The sequence below is a fragment of the Mesorhizobium sp. M0037 genome (assembly GCF_040323635.1).
Classification (GTDB): Bacteria; Pseudomonadota; Alphaproteobacteria; order Rhizobiales; family Rhizobiaceae; genus Mesorhizobium.
This window is the reverse complement of the sequence record NZ_JAMYVB010000012.1, coordinates 13,722-33,718: the sequence shown is the minus strand read 5'-3', so window position 1 is coordinate 33,718 and position 19,997 is coordinate 13,722. Positions and strand designations below refer to the sequence as shown.

Sequence of the window (19,997 nt, the reverse complement as noted above, 5' to 3'; positions counted from 1 at the left end):
GGCGCTAAGGGGCCGTTTTGCCTTAAGAGTCGACCAGACATTCGGCTCAGCCCGCAGCAGCCACTTCGCTGAGGATCGAGCAGATGCGGGAGATTGTTTCATCCGCAAGATCGGTCCAACAGGGTAGCCCCAGTTGAGTCGCTACCAGTATGTCAGTGGTCTGTAGCGGCAGCCTGGGAAAATGTTCGAAGGCTGCGTGCCGATGCAGACCGCCACCCCACCACCGGCGCACACCAACCCCTCCTTTCGCCAGCGCCGTGAGCGCCCGGTCCATCGAACCAGGCCGCAGGCCAATGGTGACGGTGGACGATATCCATTTTTCACCGAACCCCTCCGGCAAGCTCAGCCCGGAAATCGACCCCAGCGAGCGGCTATAGCTTGTGGCAACGCGCTTGTAGGCGGCACGCGTATGTGGCCACAGCTCAAGTGCGGCCAGGCCGACGGCCGCACCATACTCGCTGAGCTTGCCGTTCAGGGCCGGTCTGACCGCCTCGCGCGAATTTGAAAAACCAAAGTTGGCACCCTCCGCGATTTCCTCGATCAGAGAGCCGTCGTCTGACGCGATAAAACAACCTTCGCCGATGCCGAGTGCCTTGGTGGCATGCAGGCTGACGACTGCCGGAACCCGCGATGGCGTCAAGGTGTCGAAGGCTGCGGCTGCGTCAATTACCACGGCAAGACCGGTATCGCTCTTAAACCGATCCCAGTTCGCGACACCAATCGGGCGGCCGAACGGCATGACCGGCATGACCGCTCCGACGCCGCCGGGAGCCTGGCGGAGGAGTTCTGCCGCGCTCTCGGGCAACAGTTGCTGGCTGTCCAGGTCTACGTCGACCAGCCATGGAACGAGCCCTGCGAGGACCGCCGCGTGCGCGCTGGCCGCGAAGGTCCAGGACGGCATCATGCAGAGACTTCCCTTCGCCGGTTTCTGGGCCATCAATGCGAGCGCCAACCCCAGCGTTGCGTTTGCGCCACATACGACATGGCCTGCAGCGGTCCGAGTCTTGAGAGCTTCCTGGAAACGCCGGTTCAACGGACCGTTGTTGCTGTACCAGCGAGTTGCATCGATCTCGTGCAGATAGGGAAGGATGCTGTCGCCTGTCGGCAGTCGCGGGCGCGACACGGGAACATCGGGCGCTGGGCCGGGATCGGCATCCCACAATCCGTCGGCGTTCAAGCTCTACCGCCTGCGGTCTTGTCCAGATAGAGGCCTTCATTTGCGGGTATGGGCCGCAAGGTTTCGGGCCGGCTGGTCCCGATCTCGATCTTACTGCTGGTCCGCGAGATGGTGTAAAAATGCCAGTGATCGGCGCAAAGCAGCACGAAACTGGCGAATGGTATCGCCTCGCGGCCGCAGAGACGCCGGTTGCGGCGCCAATGCCTGACATAGGCGCCGCCCAGCGACATCGCGCTGCGCTTGGCAAGCAAAGCTCTGAAGAGTCGGGCAGCCATCAGGATGGCACCGGCCAATTCCGCAATCCGGGTCACGCCGGAACGCTTCCGGCCGATCAGGGTTGCAAGCGTCGCCCGGCTCTTGCGAAAGCCTGGCGATCCGAAATAGCCATCCACAAGGCGGCTGAAGTAGGCGTCCGGCTCGTAAAGGCGCTGCACCAACCTGTCATAGCCGGCCCTCAGCGCTTCGCGCGTCATCTTCTTCGGGCGGAAGCTGACATAGGGGTCGCTGAGTTCCAGCCGACCCTCCATCTTCAGCCGCCCATAGAGCGGCGTCGTGGGGATCGGGCACAAGATTGCCACAGATGCTTGCGCGATACCGATTTGCTGAATGAACTCGAACTGCTCATCGAAGATCGCCTCATCGTCGCTATCGAAACCGACGATGAAACCCGCCTGAATCACCAGCCCGCTGTCGCGGATGCGCTGCAATTTGTCGATCATGCTGTCGCCACGAACGTTCTGGATCTTCCTCGTTTCCATCAGCGACTTGGCGCGGGGCGACTCGATGCCGACAAAGACTTGGCGGAAATTGGCCAGACGCATCAGATCGAGCATTTCCGCGTCGTCACCCAGATTGATGCTGGCTTCTGTCGAAAAGGCCAATGGATAGCCGTTTACCTGTTGCCAATCGATCAGGCCTCTCAGGAGTTCCTTGGCCTTGACCTTGTTACCGATGAAATTGTCGTCGACCAGAAAACAGGTACGGAAGCCCGCCTTCACGATCGCATCGAACTCGCGAATCATTTGCGCCGGCGACTTCAGGCGTGGCCGGCGACCGAAGATGGTAATGATGTCGCAGAATTCACAAAGGAACGGGCATCCTCGCGAGAACTGTAGAGACGCTACCACGTAGCTTCCAGATTTCAGCAGGTCATATCGAGGCGTGGGGACGGTCTCCATATCGGTTTTCGCGTCCTGCTCGTAGCGCTTCTGGACAGGCTCTCCGCGAGCGAAAGCCGTCAGGAAGCGAGGCCACGTTTCCTCGGCTTCGCCGATGAAGCGCACGTCGCAGCGGTCGACAAACTCCGCCTCCGACACCGAGACATAGGGACCGCCCGCGGCGACGGTAATCGGTAGATCGCGCAGTCTCTCGAGGATTTCAAACATGCGGTCGCGCTGCACGATCATGCCGGTCACGCCGACGATGTCGAAGGCCCCGAGCCGCTCGAAATCCAGGTCCTCGACATTCTCATCGAGCAGGACGACATCACAATGATCCGGAGCAAGCGCCGCAAGGGCGGGCAGGGAACCTGTCACTATCCAGCTGCCTTTTTTGCCAGGCAGAACGGGAAGCACCTCGTCCCGGCTCCAGACGGAAGGGCGGAACCGCGGATTGATGAGGCAAACCCGAAGCTTGCGCGGCAAAGGCATATTCGAAGTGTGCATCGAGTATAAGCCTGTGAGTGAGCGATTCAGTGACATGATGTTTCGCGCAGATTATAGAGTGATATACAAGCCAGCCGACGCCTTCTATTGCCAATTAGACGAGGTATTCCAATTGCCCGACAGTGGTCCATACGACGCGCTGGTCGCCCACTACGAGGCGTGTCTTGCACGTCATGGCGATACGCCCCAGGGAGTCGACTGGCCGGATGCCGGGGGGGCAGCGACACGTTACCGCATAATGGCCGAGGCGATGCGTGAGCGCGACCGGGTCGATGTGCTGGACTTCGGCTGCGGCGCCGGCCATTTCCTCGACTATTTGCGCCAATCCGACGATCGCAAACTGCGATATCGGGGGCTCGATCTGTCCGCACGGTTCATTGACCTGTGCCGGCGCAAATATCCCGGCGTGACCTTTGACTGTATGGACGTGATGCAGAATGAGGTGGTTGTGCCCGAGGCCGACTACATCATCATGAACGGGGTCTTCACGGAGCGTTGTGGCGTCCCCTACGAGACGATGTTCGACACCATGACCCGGTTGATCGCAAGGGTGTTCCCGCATGCCCGCAAGGGAATGGCCTTCAACCTGATGTCGAAGCACGTCGACTGGGAACGCGAGGACCTTTTTCACGTGCCTTATGATCGGATAAGCCACTTCGTCGTCGGTCAATTGTCGCGTCATCACCTCATTCGCGCCGACTACGGGCTCTACGAGTACACGGTTTACGTCTACAAGGCTGCCGCGTAGCCGACGATCCGCGGATTTCCGGCTTGCGGGTCAAGAATATATGGGCATAGGCGCGGGGGCGGCATGGCGGACGTGGTTATTTTTGGGATGGGCCAGATCGCCGAGGTCGCGTGGGCCTACCTCGACAGGTTCGGAGAGGATCGCGTCGTCGGTTTTACTGTCGACGAAGACTTCCTCACACAAACCGAGTTCAAAGGTCTTCCCGTGGTCGCCTGGGAAAAGCTTGAGGACCGATTCCCGCCTGAAACCGTCAAGCTGCTTGGTCCGCTCAGCTACCAGAACCTCAACGAGTTCCGCCGTGATCGGCATAAGCAGGGCCGGGCGCGCGGGTACAGCTTCACGCGCTTCATCCACCCCTCTACGCACAATATGGCGGACACGGTTGGTGAAAACTGCTTCATTCTCGAGAATTGCACGCTGCAGCCGTTTGTCCGCCTCGGCGAAGGCATCATGATGTGGAGCGGTAGCCATGTCGGTCATCACTCCATCGTCGAGGATTTCTGCTTCGTCTCGTCGCAGGTGGGGCTGGCGAGCGGTGTCCATATCGGCACGTGCAGCCTGATCGGCGGCCAGGTCGGCATCGACAACGGCATCACCATCGGTGCCGGAAGCTATATCGAGTCCCGTTGCATGATCCGGCGCGATGTGCCCGCCAACAGTGTAGTGCGTCATCCCTCGGACTTTCCGAAGCCCTATTCCAGCGCCCGTATCAAGTCGATGAAGTTCCGCTGATGCCTGGCCGTCAGAGGAAATGGACCCGGCAGGGGTTGCTGGTGCCCATAAAGGCCGGGCACGGGTGGTGGGGCAGCTACGCGCAGGTTCCGACGGTCCTCGCCCTTTCGCCTCGGCTTTGGCGCATCTATTTCGCCGGGCGCAATAGCGCCAACCGGTCATCTATCCTGGCCGTTGATGTCGACCCGCAAGACGGCATGCGTGTGTTGGGTGAGTATTTCGACCCGATCATGGAGCCGGGCCTGCCAGGCACTTTCGATTGCTCGGGGCTGGGGCCCTCCTGCGCGGTGATGATCGGTGGGCGCGTGCATCTGTATTATTCGGGCATCTACCCACGTAGCGATGTCAGCTTTCAGATCGCCATCGGGCTCGCCACCAGCGATGATGGGCTGAATTTCGAGAGAGCATTTGCGGGGCCGGTCCGCAGTATCGGTCCGGCAGATCCCTATTTCGTGTCAACGCCCTTCGTTGGTGCGATCAAGGGCGGCTATCGCATGTGGTATGCGAGCGGCACCGGTTGGGTGGAGACCAGAGGTGTCCGGGAGCCTGACTATGTGCTCCGCAGCTGTGTTTCGCCAGACGGAATTCTGTGGGAAACAGGCTCGGTCCCGGTCCTAGGTGACGACCTCGGGGACGGGAACAGCCAGACGCGTCCCTGGGTCACGCATGAGGCTGGCGGTATACGGCTGTGGTACAGCCGCCGCGGGCGGGACTTTCGCGATGGTGGCAATGAAGCCTACCGCCTTTTTTCCCGCCTGATAGATGTCCGGGATGGCATGGCTGGCGAGGCGGAACCTGTGATCTTCAGCAATCCGCCGGCGGCCGGCGACTTCGACAGTTGGATGCAGGCCTATTGTTGCGTCATGCGACGCGCTTCCGGTGAAGTGATGTTCTACAACGGCAACGGGTTCGGCGAGGCCGGCATCGGCTGGGCGACTCGCGATTTGACATGACGGGGACCGGCATGACTTTCGAATTTCGCATCCCGATCCTGCCGGAGCCGGAATTTTTCTCAAACGTCAAGCTGGCAGCTTTGTCGTTGGCCAAGCTCGGCGGCGTCTATGCGGCCGCCCCCATTGTGGTCTCTGTTGGCGGGCATGCCGACATCGACGAACTCCATGCCGCCAACACCTGGTCCTCGGCCTTACCGGTAACGTGGCGCCCCGTGCCGCGTGCTATCAGCGACCGGGGTTTCTCCTCGGGCTTTGACCGCTATGCCGAGGCGCCGCGCGGCGATGTCATCATCCTCGCCGATGCCGACGCCTGCCTGATGCGGCCGATCGACGAGCTTTTGCAACGCATGCGCGACGCTGATCGGCCGAGTGTTGCCGGCCTACCGGCGCATTTCTCGCCATTTTCGAGAGATGGCTCGGAAAACAACGCTGCATGGCGTCGGCTTCTTGAGACGCTCGGCTTTGCAGATACGCCTCTCAACTGGCGATATTCCGAGTCGTCGGATGGCGCCTTCGGCGGGTGCCCCGCCTACATCAACTATGGCTTCGTCGTCTTCAACAAAAGCGCTTTCAGCGCCATTCAGCCACTGATCCGCCCGCTTACCGCGCGCGTACTGGATTATTTGAAGGATCAGCCCTCGATCTTCTTTTCCGGCCAGATCGCGCTGTCGCTGGCCATCCTGACGGTCGGGGCCGATGCGTTGCCTCTCGGGCCGGAATACAATTGTCCAAACTCCGACGAGATGCTGGCGCACGGGCTGCGCGACCCGGCGGATATCCGGGTGCTGCATTATCTTCGCCGCGAGCAGTTCGATCGCCACAGCTTCCTGTGCAACCGCGACGAATTCGACGCCTTCTGTGGCAAGTCGTTCGCATCGCCGGTCCTTCAAGCGTTCCAGCAGCACGTTCGAAGCTTGCCTCATTGCTTCTATGGCGAAGGCAAGACGCAGTGACGGGCAAGCTCACCATTGCTGTCATGCAGCCATATTTCTTCCCGCATGCGGGCTATTTTCGCCTGATGGCTGCGAGCGACGTCTTCGTTGTTTTCGACGATGTCCAGTTCCCGCGCCGGGGACGGGTGCATCGTTGCGAAATGACACCGGGCCGCTGGCTGACATTGCCGCTCGCGCCTATGCCGTTCAATACACAGATAAAGCATCTGCGCTGGGCGGACGGCGCCCGAACCGCTCTGGACAAGCGCCTGGCCGCTTTCGGCCTGCCGGGCCAGGCGACAACGCCGGCCGCGGAGCGGATCAGCCGCCATCTGACCGGGTCGCTTGGCGACGTGACAAGCTTTCTCGAGAACGGTCTTCGGCTCGTCGCCGACGCGCTCGAACTCAAAGCAAACATCTTGCGCAGTTCCAGCCTCGGCGTTGATCCCGCCTTGCGAGGGCAAGCGCGCATTATCGGCATCGTTCGAGCGCTCGGCGGACAGCGCTACATCAACGCTGCCGGTGGGCGCCACCTTTATGCCACCGAGAACTTCCAGCAGGCGGGCATCGATCTGCAGTTTCTCGTGCCCTACGCAGGGAGGTTCCCCCACATCCTGCCTGCCTTTTTTGGCAATAACCTCGCCGACCTTCGCGACGATGTTCGAAACACGTGCCAATGGGGGCCGTGAGCAATTGCCGATCACTTGGCAGCTATTTTAGGACTGCGACGATCAGACCTTGGCGACGATCTTCATGAAGGCCGGCATGTCGTCGCCGAAGCCGACGGTGCCGTCATTGTCTTCACCGCGGTTGTTGCCGCGGGCAGGGCGGCTGTTGCTGGCGCGCTGCGGCCTTGTGTCGCCGCGTTCCGGGGCGCGGTTCTCGTTGTTGCGATCGGAGACCTTGCGGTCGCTGTTTTCGGAGCGGATCGCTTCCTTGCGCTGATGCCGTTCGCCGATGTCGGCGACCGCGGCCTCGGCTACCACCGGCTGTTCCTCGCGCGCGGCATCTGCCGCCGGCGCGTCGTCACTGCGCTTGGCATGGCGTTCGCGCGGCTTGCGCTCGCCACCGTCCTTGCGATCATGGGGCTTGCGGTCCTCGTCCTTGCGGCCGGCGCGGCGCGGAGCGCCACGGCCACGGCGGGGCGCTTCGTCCTCGCCGCCTTCGCTGGCGACCACGGTCGACAGGTCGCCGTCATGCCACTCGATCTTGTTGCCGATCAGCCGCTCGATGGCGTCGATGTATTTGGTGTCGGACTTGGTGGCGATGGTGAAGGATTTGCCCGAGCGTCCGGCGCGGCCGGTGCGGCCGATGCGGTGGACATAGTCTTCGGCGTGGATCGGCACGTCGTAGTTGAAGACGTGGCTGACGTCGGGAATGTCGAGGCCGCGCGCGGCGACGTCGGACGCCACGAGATAGCGCAATTTGCCATCGCGGAAATTGGCCAGCATCTGCATGCGGGCGCGCTGGTCCATGTCGCCATGCAGGGCGCCGGCGTCGAAGTCATACTTCAACAGCGAGCGGAACAGCTCCGCGACCTCGACCTTGCGGTTGCAGAAAATGATAGCGTTCTTCAGCTCGGCGTCTTCGGCCTTTATCAGATTGCGTAGCGTCTCGCGCTTGTCCCACGGCTTGGAGCCGGACTTGACCAGGCGCTGGATGATGTTGGTGGCAGCGGATGCCGCCTTGGACACCTCGACGCGCACCGGCGCATGCAGGAATTTCTCGGTGAGCTTGGTGATCTCCGGCGGCATGGTCGCTGAGAAGAACAGCGTCTGCCTGGTGAACGGGATCATCTCGCAGATGCGCTCGATGTCGGGGATGAAGCCCATGTCCAGCATGCGGTCGGCCTCGTCGATGACGAGGATCTCGACGCCGTTGAGCAACAGCTTGCCGCGCTCGCGGTGATCGAGCAGACGGCCGGGCGTGGCGATCAGCACGTCGGCGCCGCGCTCCAGCTTCTTGTCCTGCTCGTCGAAGGAGACGCCGCCGATCAGCAGCGCGATGTTGAGCTTGTGGTTCTTGCCGTATCTGATGAAATTCTCTTCGACCTGCGCGGCGAGCTCGCGCGTCGGCTCGAGGATCAGCGTGCGCGGCATGCGGGCACGGGCCCTGCCTTTTTCGAGGCGGGTCAGCATCGGCAGCACGAAGGAAGCCGTCTTGCCGGTGCCGGTCTGTGCTATGCCCAGAATATCCTTGCCGAGCAAGGCATGCGGGATGGCGCCAGCCTGGATCGGCGTCGGCACGGTGTAGCCCGCATCGGTGACTGCGGAAAGGACCTTGGGCGACAGGCCGAGGTCTGAAAAGGTCAACGCTTCTGGAGCGGTCGTGGTGTCTGAGGACAAGAGTTGCTGTCTTTGGCTGGTTCGGGGAAGCGCAACGGCATCCGTCGCGGCAAGCACAGCGTGCCTGCAAGATTGGTATTGCGATTAGGCGCAAGCCCGCGATTTGTCAACAGAAACGGGCGGGATTGGCACGATTGTGAAAACGTAAGCTTAATCGCGATGCTTAATTAGGTAGTCACTCTTTGCGCCGGCTCAATAGCGAAATTGCTCGGCGAGAATGCGTTCGTTCCACGAATGGTTGGGATCAAACAGCAGCGTCGCCGTCGCAGTCGGCGATTCCCGGACCGTCACGGAAGCCACCGCCTTGACCTCGGTGTGGTCGGCGGCGGTGTTCACCGGGCGCTTTTCCGACTCCAGAATATCGAAGCGTACGGTCGCCTTGTTTGACAACAGGGCACCCCGCCAACGGCGCGGCCGGAACGGGCTTACCGGGGTCAGCGCGAGCAGCGGCGCATCCAGCGGCAGGATCGGACCGTGCGCCGACAGATTGTAGGCGGTCGAGCCGGCCGGCGTCGCGATCATCACGCCGTCGCAGTTCAGTTCCTCGATGCGGACCTGCTCATCGACGGTGATGCGGATCTTTGCCGTCTGGTAGGACTGACGCCACAGCGCCACCTCGTTGATGGCGAGTGCCGAAACCGTCTCACCCTCATGCGTCACCGCCAGCATTTCCAGCGGGCGGATCGTTTCGGCGACCGCGGCAGCAATGCGCTCGGTGAGGCCGCCGACGCGGTACTCGTTCATCAGGAAGCCGATGGTGCCACGGTTCATGCCGTAGACCTTCTTTCCCGTGCTCATCGTGTCGCGCAAGGTCTGCAGCAGGAAGCCGTCGCCACCCAGCGCCACCACCACCTGGGCGTCGTCGAAGGATGCCTGGCCATAGCGGGCCGACAGGCTCTCCATCGCCGCCTTGGCATCGGCAGTGTCGGAGGAGACGAAGGCGAAATTGGCTTTGCTCATGACATTCCGATGGCGGTCGGCCGATGGCGGTCGGCGGCGGTTGCGTGGGGTAGCATGGGCAAGCGCATCTGCAAAGGGAGGCATCGTCGGCGCAGTTGCGGCCGCGGCGAAACGAAATCGGCGGCTCGCGCTTCATGTCGCCGGAACGGCGAATGTGATGGTTAAGAGCGAGCTTAAACACTCGTAAAGCCTGATCGATCATGTTAGCCGACAGAGGATGGGTGGCTGGGGGGCTAGCCAGTCGAGACCTGTCTATTGCCGGTGACACGCCTGATTATCGTCTTCCTTGTGATGGGAAGTTTCGCCCTTCTCTTTGCGGAGCTTGTGCGGCAGTCCGAAGACATGAGCTCCAGGCCGATGGCCTCACGCTGCGGCGGCGCCGGCGTGCCATGCCCCCAAAACGCGTTGTAGGCTGAAGCCAATCTGCCAACGACGATCCGTCGCCTACTGCGCGACAATCCTCAGGTTGGCGTTGCCGTAGAATGTGTAGGCGAGATAGGTCGGATCGCCGGTCTGGTAGAATTCTCTGCGGACATCCTGCAGGATCTCGGCCAGATAGACCGGCCTGTCCTTGATCCGCGTGCTGATGCCACCATAGAAATCGGTCGAGAAGGCCGCTGCCGCGCGGTCGGTCAGTGGCCACATGCCGCCGATGAAGCCGGAAGCGCCGCCCGCCAGAACCGCCGGACCCCAGCCCTGCACGAAGCCGCGAGCATCTGGGAACGGCCTGTGTCGCAGGCGTTGAAGAAGTAGAACGGATTGCCCTTGCCATGCGCGGTGGCGACCAACGCAGCCCATGTATCCGGGTCGAGCGACTGATCGACGAGATCGATGGCAAAGACCGGCCGGCCGCTGCCCGGTTGGTTGACCGCGCCATGACCGGAGAAATGAATGAAACCGGTCGAGACTTCGCCGACCAGTTTCTCGAAAGAGATGAAATCGCCATCGAAGCGGCGGTAGCCGGCAAGCTTGCTCAGTGCCGCGATCTCGTCCTGCTGAAAGCGCAGCGACTGCTTGTCGACATAGGAGGGCGCGACGGCCGCGACGCCGGTGAAGGTCATGCGGTCGAGCGGGTTGTCGACCTGTGAGGCACTGCTGCGCGGAGCCCAGCGGGCCAGCCGGTAGCCCATGCCGAGAAAACCGTCGGCGGTTGCGCCGTCGGCGCTGCGCGGGCGGATCAATTCCCAGGGCAGCGTCGGGCTGTTCGAGGTGATCTGGATCGAATGCAGTTCGCCTTTGCCGCGCAGCGACCAGAACACGTCCTTGAACGCTTTCGGCACATAGTCGCGGTAGAGCGCATCGCCAAAACCTTCGGCGGCGAGCGTGACAAAGCGCTTTTGCGTCCCCGGATCGCTGCTTGCGGCAGGCTGCTGCAGCGAAACGGCGCCGCGCAAGCTCAGGCCGAGCTGCAGCAGGCGGCGGTATTCGGAGTCCAGCCACGCCGCCATCTCAGGTGGCGTCGAGATCGTATCGGTCACCGGACCGGCCAGATGCGGCGAATGGATGATGATCTGCCCCGAACCCAGCCCGCTCGGATCGTCATAGAGGATGGTCACGTCGAGATAGGGAACGTCATCGCCGGCTGCGCCGCCGAGCGTCACATTGCCAGTTACCGCCGGCTGCGGCGGCGCTGCGGCCAGCATCAGCATGGCAGGTGCTGCGGAGCGTTCGGCTGCGGCGCTCCGAGCGGCTGCCTCGACAGGCGGCGTGCGACGGATGACAACGGACCGCGACGCCGATCCGAGGAACCTCCCGGCGCTGTAGATGCGTGCGATGAACTGGGACGGCTTGCTGTCGTTGGCGGTCGGCCGCGCCTTGACGTCGAAGCGGACGAAGTCGCTGTCGCCCTGGCGGTAGAGCGTCGTCCGTCGGCTCCATTTGCCGCCTTCAGCGAGATCGAAGCCGGAGGCGAACAGATCGATATCGATCGGCCATTGCTCGGTTCCCGCCGGCATCGCCATGGCCAGGGCGCCATCTTCCGTCACCGACGAGCCCGGCGCTGCCTTCACCTTCACTTCGGGCGTGAATTGCTCTTCGGTAAGGGCGATCGAAACGGTCACCGTCTCGCCGCCGACAATCTCATCCGGCGCATCGATGGTTGGATGGCGCACCACCTCGACAGCGCCCGTCTCGGGTTGTGGAAGGGCGCCGCCGGAAGGACGGCTTTGCGCCTGGTCGATGGGCGGCGGCGCTGGTTTCGGTGGCGCCTGCGCCTCCGGCGGACTTTCGGCGCCGGTCGCGGGTGGCGGGGCGATGTCATGCCGTCCTCAGGGGGGATCCCTGCCTTATCGGGGGGCGGTTCGGCGCCGGTGGCTCCGCCATCCTGCGGATAGGTCCCGCCGAGATTGTTCTGGGCAGCGGCCGCAGCTGCGTCTTCAAGACGTTGCTTTTCCTCTTCGTATCGTTGCCGAGCCTGCTCTTCCTGCAATTGGCGCTGCTGTTCCTGGCGTTTGTATTCCTCGTAGAGCGCCGCCTCCTTGGCGCTGTCGCCCATCGCGGCATCGGGGCTGCCGGAGCCCGGTGCAACGTCCATGGGGTAGGGCTCCTGACCGCTGCCATCGGCGTAGTCGCTGCCATCAGGCTCCCAACCGCCACTCCCGGAGATGTAGCCGCCGCTCGCCATCGCCGGCGGTGCCGGTTCCGACACAAGCGGCAGCGCCGGTGCCGCGCCGGCCACCTGGTCCGGCGTCAGCACAAAGGCAGCGTCTGCCGAGCGGCCATATGCCATCCATGGCCACTGGGCGCCTGACGTTTTGTCGATAGTGGTTTGCCTGACCGAGGCGAGGATGATGGCTATGTCCGCGCCGCGCTTGAGCAGCGCAGCGGTGAGCGCATCGGCAAATACGGTGACGGGGCGGGCTTCGTCCAGTGCAACGGTTCCGGGTTTGGCCGACAGAGCGACGATGGCGTGGGTGAGGGGATCGACCGCCGCCAGACCCTGCATCACGCCGGAAGTAGGGTTGTGGCCCTCGCCGGGATTGTCGAGCAGAACCACCTTCAATGTCGGGGTTGCCTCGAGCGCCTGCATGAACAGATCGAGGGGCAATGCCGTCTGGTCGACCGTTTCCTTTGAATCGATCCGGGTGCCGCGCGTCAGTAAATAGTTCCTGCCGTTGGCCTGCGCGGTGTGGCCGACATAGTAGAAGATGCCGACGGAGTCCGGATTGGCCAGGGATTGGGCGAAATCATGCATGGCGCGCGCGACATCGGCGCGGTCGCCATCCGACACCTGCCGGACGGTGAAGCCAAGCGATCGTAGTGTCGCTGCAACGAGTTCGGCACTGAGGTCGGCGTTGGCGATTGCGGTGAGCCCTCAGAGGCCGGATTGGCGACAACCAGCGCTATCCGCTCTTCGCCGCGCGCAGCGGAGAAGAGCGCCATGGTCATCAGCAGCACGACCGCCAGAAAAAGGCGCATGACCGTGATCCAAGCCCTGCAGGCTGCGGCGCTCACGCCACGGCTTGCCCCAATTCATCAATGGCCCAACCTTGACCATATCATGTCGGCTTCGCCGGCGCACTGCCGGTGCCGATGATGCAGTTGTGTCGCTGAAAGATATTGACTGTATGTTTAGTAATTAATACCGTTGCCCGAGATACCGAGTTGGTCAGCCGGCATTCGCCGGTGAATGATCACCAGGACGAAGGGAACTTAGGGACTCGAGTCGCAATCCCGCCGGTCCCAACAATGGGAGACACAAGCATGCAGTTGAAATCGACCGCCACGGCGCTCGGCCTGTCGCTGCTGGCGATGACCGGCATTGCCCACGCCGAAGGCGAACTCCAGATCTACAATTGGGGCAACTACACCAGCCCGGACCTGATCAAGAAGTTCGAGGACACCTACAAGGTCAAGGTTACCGTCACCGACTACGACTCCAACGATACGGCTCTGGCCAAGGTCCGCCAGGGCGCTTCCGGCTATGACATCGTCGTTCCATCGGCCAGCGTGATGCCGATCTGGATCAGCGAAGGCCTGCTCTTGGAAACCGATCCCAACACGATGGAGAACTTTAGAAACGTCGATCCGAGATGGGTCGACGTGCCGTTCGACCCCGGCCGCAAATATTCGGTGCCGTGGCAATGGGGCACGACCGGCATCTCGGTCAACAAATCGGTCTATGCGGGCGACCCGAACACCTCGGCGATTTTCCTCGATCCGCCGCCGGAACTAGTCGGCAAGATCAATGTCGTGCCCGAAATGGGGGACATCATGTTCCTCGCCATTGCCTATGAGGGCGGTAAGTACTGCACCGACGACAAGGTGCTTTTGAAGAAGGTGCATGACAAGCTCATCGAGGCGAAAGCGAAATGGCTGTCGCTCGACTATGCGGCCGTCGACGGTCTCGGCAGGGGCGACATTGCCGCCGGCGTCAATTGGAACGGCATATCGCTGCGCGAGCGGCTGGAGAACGACAAGATCGTCTACGGCTATCCCAAGGAGGGCTTTCCAATCTGGATGGACAATGTCGCGGTGCTCAAGGATGCCAAGAACGTCGAGAACGCCAAGCTCTTCCAGAATTTCATCATGGACCCCAGGAATGCGGCGATGATCTCGGCCTTCGCGCACTACGCCAACGGCATCAAGGGCTCCGAGCCCTTCCTGCCGGCCGATATGAAGGGCGCGCCCGAAGTGGATGTTCCGGCCGAATTTGCCGACAAGGGCCAATTCATGCCGGCCTGTCCCGCCGACGTCCAGGCGCTCTACACCAGGATCTGGACCGATCTGCAGAAATAGCGGCCCCGCCAGCCGAAGCTGACCACCAAACATCGGGCCGCGGATCGCGGCCCTGCCATCGCCAATGCCAGATGCCGTAAAGCCGCCGCGGGAGATTTTCGATGTCCGATCTCAACCTTTGCTACATGCCGGCCAGCGAGGCGTTGCGGCTGTTCAAGGCGAAGAAACTATCGCCTGTGGAACTGATGCAGGCCACCATCCGCCGCGCCGAGGCGACGAAAGAAACGATCAATTGCCTCACCTTCACGCATTTCGACGAGGCGATGGATCTCGCCAGAAAAGCCGAGGCGAAATACGCCAGAGGCGCCAGGACCGGCGCGCTCGAGGGCCTGCCGATCGGCATCAAGGATGAGAGCTACATCAAGGGCAAGCCGACCTCGCATGGCTCGCTGCTGTCCGGGGACGCGCTTGGCGGCCATACCTCGACGATGAACGAGCGTGTCATGAAGGCCGGCGGCATCGTCCACGCCCGCACGGCGACGCCCGAATTCAGCTGCGCCGGTTATACTTGGTCGAAGCGCTGGGGCGTCACGCGCAACCCCTGGAACCCGGATTTCACGCCGGGCGGTTCGTCGGGAGGTTCGGCGGCAACGCTGGCCTCTGGCACGTCGTCGATCGCAACCGGCTCGGACATAGCGGGCTCAATCCGCATCCCTGCCTCGGCCTGCGGCCTGGTCGGCTTCAAGCCGCCTTACGGCCGCAATCCCGATGAGCCGCCGTTCAATCTCGATTTCTACTGCCACACCGGGCCCTTGGCCCGAAACGTCGGGGATGCGATCCTGCTGCAGAACGTCATGGCCGGGCCGAGCCCGCTCGACATCGCCACGCTGCGCCCGAAACTGCGCCTGCCGCTCGACTACAAGCCGATCAAGGGTTGGAAGCTCGCATTCTCCATGGATCTCGGGTCCTTCGAGGTGGATGCGGACGTGCGCAAGAACACGCTCGCTGCCTGCGATGTGTTCCGCTCGCTCGGCGCCACTGTCGAGGAAGTCGATCTCGGTTGGGGCGACGAGGTGCTCAGGGCCGGCATGGCCTATCTCGAACATCTCTTCGGCGCCTCGCTGTCGCCGCTGCTCGCCAAGCACGGCAAGGACATGACCAGCTATGCCAGGCAGTTTGCGCAGGACGGCCAGAAGTCGAAGGCCACGGACTTTGTCGCAACTTTGGACGTGGCGGCCAGGATGTACCAGACGCTGGGGCCGTTGCTGGAAAAATACGATGTGTTGATCTGCCCGACCAATGCGCTTCCCGCGGTGCCGGCGGAATTCGATCAGACCAAAGGCAAGGTCGAGATCAATGGACGAGAGGTGAACCCGTCGCTGGGCTGGGTGATGACGACGCCGTTCAACATGCTGAGCCGCTGCCCGGTTCTGTCGATGCCGTCGGGCCGCGCCGCCAATGGCGTGCCGACAGGCATCCAGATTGTCGGCCGCACCTATAGCGACGCTGACGTGTTCCGGGCGGGTATGGCCTATGAGACGGCTCGTGGTCAGTGGTACACGAATGCCGGGACACGCCCGGCGCTGTGAGTCCGCAGGGCGCCGGCATGCCAAGGCAGCGGCGGGATGTTTCGGCCGCCGGGGAAAGGCCTGACGACAATGGCGCAACGCATAGCCACTCCGGATGCGGGAAAAAGCAAGGCGGCCAAGGGTGCGGCGAACGACGCCGCGCCCAAGGACCGCCGGCGCGAGCGCGGCGAAGCGAGCGTCCAGCGCATCATCGACGCCACCATCGAGCTCATCGCGGAGGAGGGGCTGGCCAGCGTCACCATGCAGCGCATCGCCGAGCATGTCGGCTCGTCCAACGCACTGGTGGTCTTTCATTTTCGCAGCAAAGAGAACCTGTTCCGGGCCGTGCTGCAATATCTCAGCGACCAATATGACGCGCTGTGGCTGACGCTGGTGCGGGCGCCCGGCCTGTCGCCGGTCGAGCGGGTCTTGGGCGCGGTCGATTGCGCGCAACGCTTTGCCCGGCAGCATCCGAAATGGGTCTCGGTCTTCGTCGTGTTTTCCAGCGACCGCAAGAGCATGCAGATCTACAATGAAATCGGCCTGCCGAGCGATCTCGCCTACACGGCCGAAGCGCGCGAGCTGCTGATCGAGATTTCACGCAGCGGCGGTTACACCGGCGTCGACATAGACACGCTGTCGGAGAGCCTGAACTATCTGGTGCATGGCGCCTGGTATTGGGACCATCTCAACCCGTCCAGCCGCGACACCGACGTGCTGCGCAAGACCATGCTGCTCCTGCTGCACCAGGCTTTTCCGCGGCATTTTGACTTGGGGTGAGATGCGGCCATTGCGAGCGACGAAAGCGTCCTCTGCAAACCTAAACCCGAAAATCTCTACGATGCGTTGATCTCTGTAAAAACGCTTGCACAATCCAGAGGTGCGAGCTAAACAACCCAGGGATGCATTCGAGGGTGGGTAAATGTGGCATTGGGCGATACTTCTGTTGCTGATTGGCGTGCCGGTTTTCTTCGCCGTCCGGTCGTCGCGCAAATCCTCACAGAGCCCAGATGACCTCGTGGGGTTCGGCGGCTGGCTGATCCTGCTGGCGATCAGCCTGTCCCTTTCGCCGTTGCGCACACTTGTCGATATGGCCAGTCTGGTCAAAACCTACCAACAGCTTGTTACAGTGCCCAACGGGGCCTTGGCCATCTATGGCGAGGCAGCCCTCAATCTGGCATTTCTGATGCTTCAGCTGGTCGTGCTTGTTTCGATGCTGCGGCGAAGCCACCGCTTTCCGCAGCTGTTCATATGTCTGTGGTTCGCGATCCCTCTCTTGTTCGTACTGGACACAGTTTGGATATCGACTGTGCTTGGTGTCCCGGTAAACCGTTTGCTTGCCGGAGGAGCTCTGGTTACACCTTTGGCATCCTTCATAGTCACAGGGATCTGGGCCGCCTACGTCTACAGGTCGGTCAGGGTGAGGAACACGTTCGGCGATACGGCAGCCATACAGGCTGCCACATTTTCCTAGAAGGTCCGACGGCTGCGAGTTGGCCTGATGTCGTGCTGCCAGCTCCGCCGAATAGAACCGTCGGCAGTCCTCCTTCGTCTAACGAGCTTTGGGTGGCCTGCCACCCGAAGCTCGAAGAGCGAAGGGGTGGTGCCCCCGGACGGAATCGAACCGCCGACCTTCGGTTTACAAAACCGCTGCTCTACCAGCTGAGCTACAAGGGCACGGCGCTCCGGTTAGCATATTTCGTGCGCCAGTAAAGACAAAACTCCGTTTTCGATCGCTAATGGACCCGCCGGCCCGGCGGGTGCTGCCATGCTGAAAACCGCCAAAGCGCTCCCTACATATCTCTCAGGTGCAACCGCATGGAACGGGGTGTCGCATGATCAGATTTGTCATCATCCTGCCACTTGTCGCCATTGCCTGGCTGCTTGCGGTAAAGCTCATCAGGGACGTGAAGAGCGCCAATGTCGACTGGACCGGCATCGCCGCCATCGTCGGTTTTATCGCGATGGCGTTTTGGCTGCGGCATGTGACTGGGATGGGATGAATGGTGAATGTGAATGGGCAAACGCCTTTCGGACCATTGATTACTCGGTACTCGCTTAAAACCTCGAACCTTTCACCACGTCACCGCGACTGATCTCCAGAGGCGAATGGTCGCCTCGATCAAGGAGATCATCATGTTGAAGCGCAGTCTTACTTCGGGCCTGGTCGCCATCTTCCTCGCCACCGGCGCGCTCGCCGGTACCGTCCAGTCGTCCTCCGCTCACGGCCATCATCACCACCATCACCATAAGCATCACGACAAGCCCTGGTTGTGGTGGAACCATCACCACAAGCACCATCACCACAAGCATCATCATCACCACGGGAAGGTGATCATCTTCCTTTGAGCGAGACGACCTGCCTCGCGGAAGGGCGGCTTCGGCCGCCCTTTTTTGCGTTGAGCGCTCGATCGATCAGATCTTGGTTTCCGTCGGCTGATTTCCGGCCTTCAAGAAAATCCCAAATTCTTTCGAACCTTTTTCCGCGCCGAAACGACAGATGATCAAGAGGCGGATGGATCGCCTCTCGCAACGAAACAAGGAGATCGTCATGTTCACGCGCAAAATCGCTTCTGCCCTCATCGCCAGCACCGTCGCCGCCACCTCGCTGGTCGGCACCGTCCAGCCGTCGGCCGCCCACAGCCATCACCACAACCGCGAAATCGGCATCGGCATCGCCGCCGGCGTCGGCGGGTTCGTGCTCGGCAGCCTGCTCAACCAGCAGCCCCGCACCGTCTATGTCGACGACGAGGGTGGCTCCTGGCACGTCCGCCGCTGCGCCAACCGCTACGCCAGTTACGATCCGTACTCCGACACCTATGTCGGCTATGACGGCTACCGCCACTATTGCCGCCTTTAGGAGGAGGCACCCCCACACGGAAAGGAGGGGCTGTACGCAGCCCCTCCTTCCTGATTTGAGCGCGCCGCGGTGCGGGCTACGGTTCGGAGATCGGCAATCCCGCTGCACGGCAGATGCGGGCAACACTCGCATTCTGCGATTGATCGCCCATGGCGATGAGTTCGAAGCTGCTTCCTTCATCCGGATAGATCTTGGCGGCGAACGGTTGGTCTGTTGTATGACCACCGGACGACGTCTTTGCAGCGACATGGCCGCAGACCACGATTTCCCGGCGGCCGTTGAGCGTCCGCTCTCCGGCGCGCATCGTCCCGAATTTGGCGGACGCAGGATCCTGCAAATGCTGGCGAATGCCGATCGTGATTGTCTCCTCCAAAGCGAGCGAGATCGGAATCTCGTTGACTTGCTGGGAGACAGGGGCGGGCGCCGTCGCCACGCAACCGCACAGTGAAACGGCGAGCAAAAGCTGAAGCGTTTTCCTCATTATGATCGGAACCCGCCGATCATCCTCGTCACCTCAGCAGCGGCGTCGCGCACCAGCGGCCCAATCTCATCCAGCCGCTCCATCGTTACCCGCACCGTCGGTCCGGAGACCGAGACGCCGCCAATCGGCTCGCCGAACTCGTTGAAAATGGCGGCGGCTACGCAGCGCATGCCGGGATGCCGCTCCTCGTCGTCGAGCGACCAGCCGCGGTGCTTGATGACAGCCAGGTCATGCGCGAGGGCTGAAATGTCGGATAGCGTCTTGTCGGTGAAGCGCTGCAGGCCCGACTTGCGCAGGATGGCGGCAACGCGTTCCGGCTCGAGCTGCGCCAGCACCGCCTTGCCGATGCCGGAGGCATGGAACGAGCTGCGCGTGCCCGGGCGGAAGAAGGCGCGGATTGCCTGATGCGTCTCGACCTGGCTGACGAAAACGACGCAATCGTCCTCGGCGACGCCGAGATTGGCTGTCTCGCCGGTCTTCTCCATCAATTCCTGCATGACCACGCGGGCGCGATCGACCAACTTGCGGCGGCGTAGGAAGGCGGCACCCATGCGGTAGGTCTCGACGCCGATCGACCACAGCTGGTCCGATGTATCGAATTCGACCATGCCGTGGTTCTGCAGCGTCGTCAGCATGCGATAGGCGGTGGACGCCGCAAGCTCGCTACGCGCCGAAATCTCGCTCAGCGACAGGCCGCTGCCTTCGGCGACGATGGCCAGGATGCGCAAGGCCCGGTCGAGCGACTGTACAGAACCGGCCTCGGACGGACCGTTGAAAGCGCGCGGCCGGCCGCGCTGGCGTTTTTCGCTGGTTTCCATGGCGGCATTGTCGCCGGTTTCGCCGAAATCGCAATGAAAAACTTTTTCATTGATTTTGATGGCCGGATTCATGGAAAACGAA

General features: G+C 62.1%; 21 protein-coding genes and 1 tRNA gene. 12 read left to right on the top strand and 10 right to left on the bottom strand.

All coding sequences use genetic code 11. The features are described from left to right. Nucleotides 1–46: 46 nt before the first annotated feature. Nucleotides 47–1,177 carry a DegT/DnrJ/EryC1/StrS family aminotransferase gene (locus NKJ78_RS18750; protein WP_050593135.1) on the bottom strand — a complete coding sequence of 377 codons (1,131 nt, stop codon included), beginning with the start codon at nucleotides 1,175–1,177 and terminating at the stop codon, nucleotides 47–49. Further along, the gene (locus NKJ78_RS18745) at nucleotides 1,174–2,820 is read right to left on the bottom strand and encodes a B12-binding domain-containing radical SAM protein (RefSeq protein ID WP_352562605.1); all 1,647 of its coding nucleotides are present in this window, start codon (nucleotides 2,818–2,820) and stop codon (nucleotides 1,174–1,176) included. The genes NKJ78_RS18750 and NKJ78_RS18745 overlap by 4 nt, the downstream gene beginning before the upstream one ends. A 79-nt stretch (nucleotides 2,821–2,899) precedes the next feature. On the opposite strand from NKJ78_RS18745, the gene NKJ78_RS18740 reads away from it, so the two are divergent. The 5 genes from NKJ78_RS18740 (at nucleotide 2,900) to NKJ78_RS18720 (ending at nucleotide 6,895) form a co-directional block, all read left to right on the top strand. Continuing rightward, complete coding sequence (locus NKJ78_RS18740; protein WP_198021318.1) at nucleotides 2,900–3,589, top strand: class I SAM-dependent methyltransferase; 690 nt, start codon at nucleotides 2,900–2,902, stop codon at nucleotides 3,587–3,589. A gap of 63 nt (nucleotides 3,590–3,652) precedes the next feature. Continuing rightward, on the top strand, nucleotides 3,653–4,321 hold the full coding sequence (locus tag NKJ78_RS18735; RefSeq protein ID WP_023738924.1) for an acetyltransferase: 669 nt from the start codon (nucleotides 3,653–3,655) through the stop codon (nucleotides 4,319–4,321). A 41-nt stretch (nucleotides 4,322–4,362) separates the two neighbouring features. Beyond that, complete coding sequence (locus NKJ78_RS18730) at nucleotides 4,363–5,274, top strand: hypothetical protein (protein ID WP_156942337.1); 912 nt, start codon at nucleotides 4,363–4,365, stop codon at nucleotides 5,272–5,274. 11 nt (nucleotides 5,275–5,285) lie between these two features. Further along, nucleotides 5,286–6,227, top strand: coding sequence for a C2H2-type zinc finger protein (locus tag NKJ78_RS18725; protein WP_156929763.1), 942 nt, complete (start codon nucleotides 5,286–5,288; stop codon nucleotides 6,225–6,227). Then, entirely contained in the window at nucleotides 6,224–6,895 is a 672-nt protein-coding gene (locus NKJ78_RS18720; RefSeq protein ID WP_023738921.1) for a WbqC family protein, read from the top strand. Before NKJ78_RS18725 ends, NKJ78_RS18720 begins: the two co-directional genes overlap by 4 nt. A gap of 42 nt (nucleotides 6,896–6,937) precedes the next feature. On the opposite strand, the gene NKJ78_RS18715 is transcribed toward NKJ78_RS18720, so the two are convergent. The 5 genes from NKJ78_RS18715 to NKJ78_RS18695 form a co-directional block, all read right to left on the bottom strand. Next, on the bottom strand, nucleotides 6,938–8,551 hold the full coding sequence (locus NKJ78_RS18715) for a DEAD/DEAH box helicase (protein ID WP_031243648.1): 1,614 nt from the start codon (nucleotides 8,549–8,551) through the stop codon (nucleotides 6,938–6,940). Between the two features lie 192 nt (nucleotides 8,552–8,743). Further along, nucleotides 8,744–9,511 (bottom strand): NAD kinase, encoded by a 768-nt coding sequence (locus NKJ78_RS18710; RefSeq protein WP_352459056.1) that lies wholly within the window; start codon nucleotides 9,509–9,511, stop codon nucleotides 8,744–8,746. Between the two features lie 444 nt (nucleotides 9,512–9,955). Continuing rightward, nucleotides 9,956–10,156 carry a hypothetical protein gene (locus NKJ78_RS18705; protein WP_352459055.1) on the bottom strand — a complete coding sequence of 67 codons (201 nt, stop codon included), beginning with the start codon at nucleotides 10,154–10,156 and terminating at the stop codon, nucleotides 9,956–9,958. Then, complete coding sequence (locus tag NKJ78_RS18700) at nucleotides 10,144–11,625, bottom strand: hypothetical protein (protein WP_352459053.1); 1,482 nt, start codon at nucleotides 11,623–11,625, stop codon at nucleotides 10,144–10,146. Before NKJ78_RS18700 ends, NKJ78_RS18705 begins: the two co-directional genes overlap by 13 nt. Continuing rightward, nucleotides 11,568–12,812: a caspase family protein gene (locus NKJ78_RS18695; protein WP_352562610.1), complete on the bottom strand. Its 1,245-nt coding sequence runs from the start codon at nucleotides 12,810–12,812 to the stop codon at nucleotides 11,568–11,570. Before NKJ78_RS18695 ends, NKJ78_RS18700 begins: the two co-directional genes overlap by 58 nt. A 401-nt stretch (nucleotides 12,813–13,213) precedes the next feature. Between NKJ78_RS18695 and NKJ78_RS18690 the strand changes: the two genes are divergently transcribed. From NKJ78_RS18690 to NKJ78_RS18675, 4 genes are all read left to right on the top strand, one after another. Then, nucleotides 13,214–14,248, top strand: a complete 1,035-nt coding sequence (locus NKJ78_RS18690; protein ID WP_352459052.1) for an extracellular solute-binding protein — start codon at nucleotides 13,214–13,216, stop codon at nucleotides 14,246–14,248. Nucleotides 14,249–14,349: 101 nt separating this feature from the next. Next, nucleotides 14,350–15,777 (top strand): amidase, encoded by a 1,428-nt coding sequence (locus NKJ78_RS18685; protein WP_352459051.1) that lies wholly within the window; start codon nucleotides 14,350–14,352, stop codon nucleotides 15,775–15,777. A gap of 69 nt (nucleotides 15,778–15,846) precedes the next feature. Next, nucleotides 15,847–16,536, top strand: coding sequence for a TetR/AcrR family transcriptional regulator (locus NKJ78_RS18680; RefSeq protein WP_023688400.1), 690 nt, complete (start codon nucleotides 15,847–15,849; stop codon nucleotides 16,534–16,536). A gap of 166 nt (nucleotides 16,537–16,702) precedes the next feature. Then, the gene (locus NKJ78_RS18675; protein WP_352459050.1) at nucleotides 16,703–17,230 is read left to right on the top strand and encodes a DUF2569 family protein; all 528 of its coding nucleotides are present in this window, start codon (nucleotides 16,703–16,705) and stop codon (nucleotides 17,228–17,230) included. 127 nt (nucleotides 17,231–17,357) lie between these two features. Here NKJ78_RS18675 and NKJ78_RS18670 read toward each other — a convergent pair. Beyond that, a tRNA-Thr gene (locus NKJ78_RS18670) sits at nucleotides 17,358–17,433 on the bottom strand. Between the two features lie 158 nt (nucleotides 17,434–17,591). Here NKJ78_RS18670 and NKJ78_RS18665 point away from each other — a divergent pair. From NKJ78_RS18665 to NKJ78_RS18655, 3 genes are all read left to right on the top strand, one after another. Beyond that, the gene (locus NKJ78_RS18665; protein WP_352459032.1) at nucleotides 17,592–17,759 is read left to right on the top strand and encodes a hypothetical protein; all 168 of its coding nucleotides are present in this window, start codon (nucleotides 17,592–17,594) and stop codon (nucleotides 17,757–17,759) included. 133 nt (nucleotides 17,760–17,892) lie between these two features. Continuing rightward, nucleotides 17,893–18,105 (top strand): hypothetical protein, encoded by a 213-nt coding sequence (locus NKJ78_RS18660; protein ID WP_352459031.1) that lies wholly within the window; start codon nucleotides 17,893–17,895, stop codon nucleotides 18,103–18,105. A 202-nt stretch (nucleotides 18,106–18,307) separates the two neighbouring features. Further along, nucleotides 18,308–18,616 carry a BA14K family protein gene (locus tag NKJ78_RS18655; protein ID WP_023667455.1) on the top strand — a complete coding sequence of 103 codons (309 nt, stop codon included), beginning with the start codon at nucleotides 18,308–18,310 and terminating at the stop codon, nucleotides 18,614–18,616. A gap of 76 nt (nucleotides 18,617–18,692) precedes the next feature. On the opposite strand, the gene NKJ78_RS18650 is transcribed toward NKJ78_RS18655, so the two are convergent. After that, entirely contained in the window at nucleotides 18,693–19,076 is a 384-nt protein-coding gene (locus NKJ78_RS18650) for a hypothetical protein (RefSeq protein WP_352459030.1), read from the bottom strand. A gap of 20 nt (nucleotides 19,077–19,096) precedes the next feature. Beyond that, nucleotides 19,097–19,915: an HTH-type transcriptional regulator BhcR gene (gene bhcR / locus NKJ78_RS18645; protein WP_352459155.1), complete on the bottom strand. Its 819-nt coding sequence runs from the start codon at nucleotides 19,913–19,915 to the stop codon at nucleotides 19,097–19,099. Between the last annotated feature and the right edge of the window lie 82 nt (nucleotides 19,916–19,997).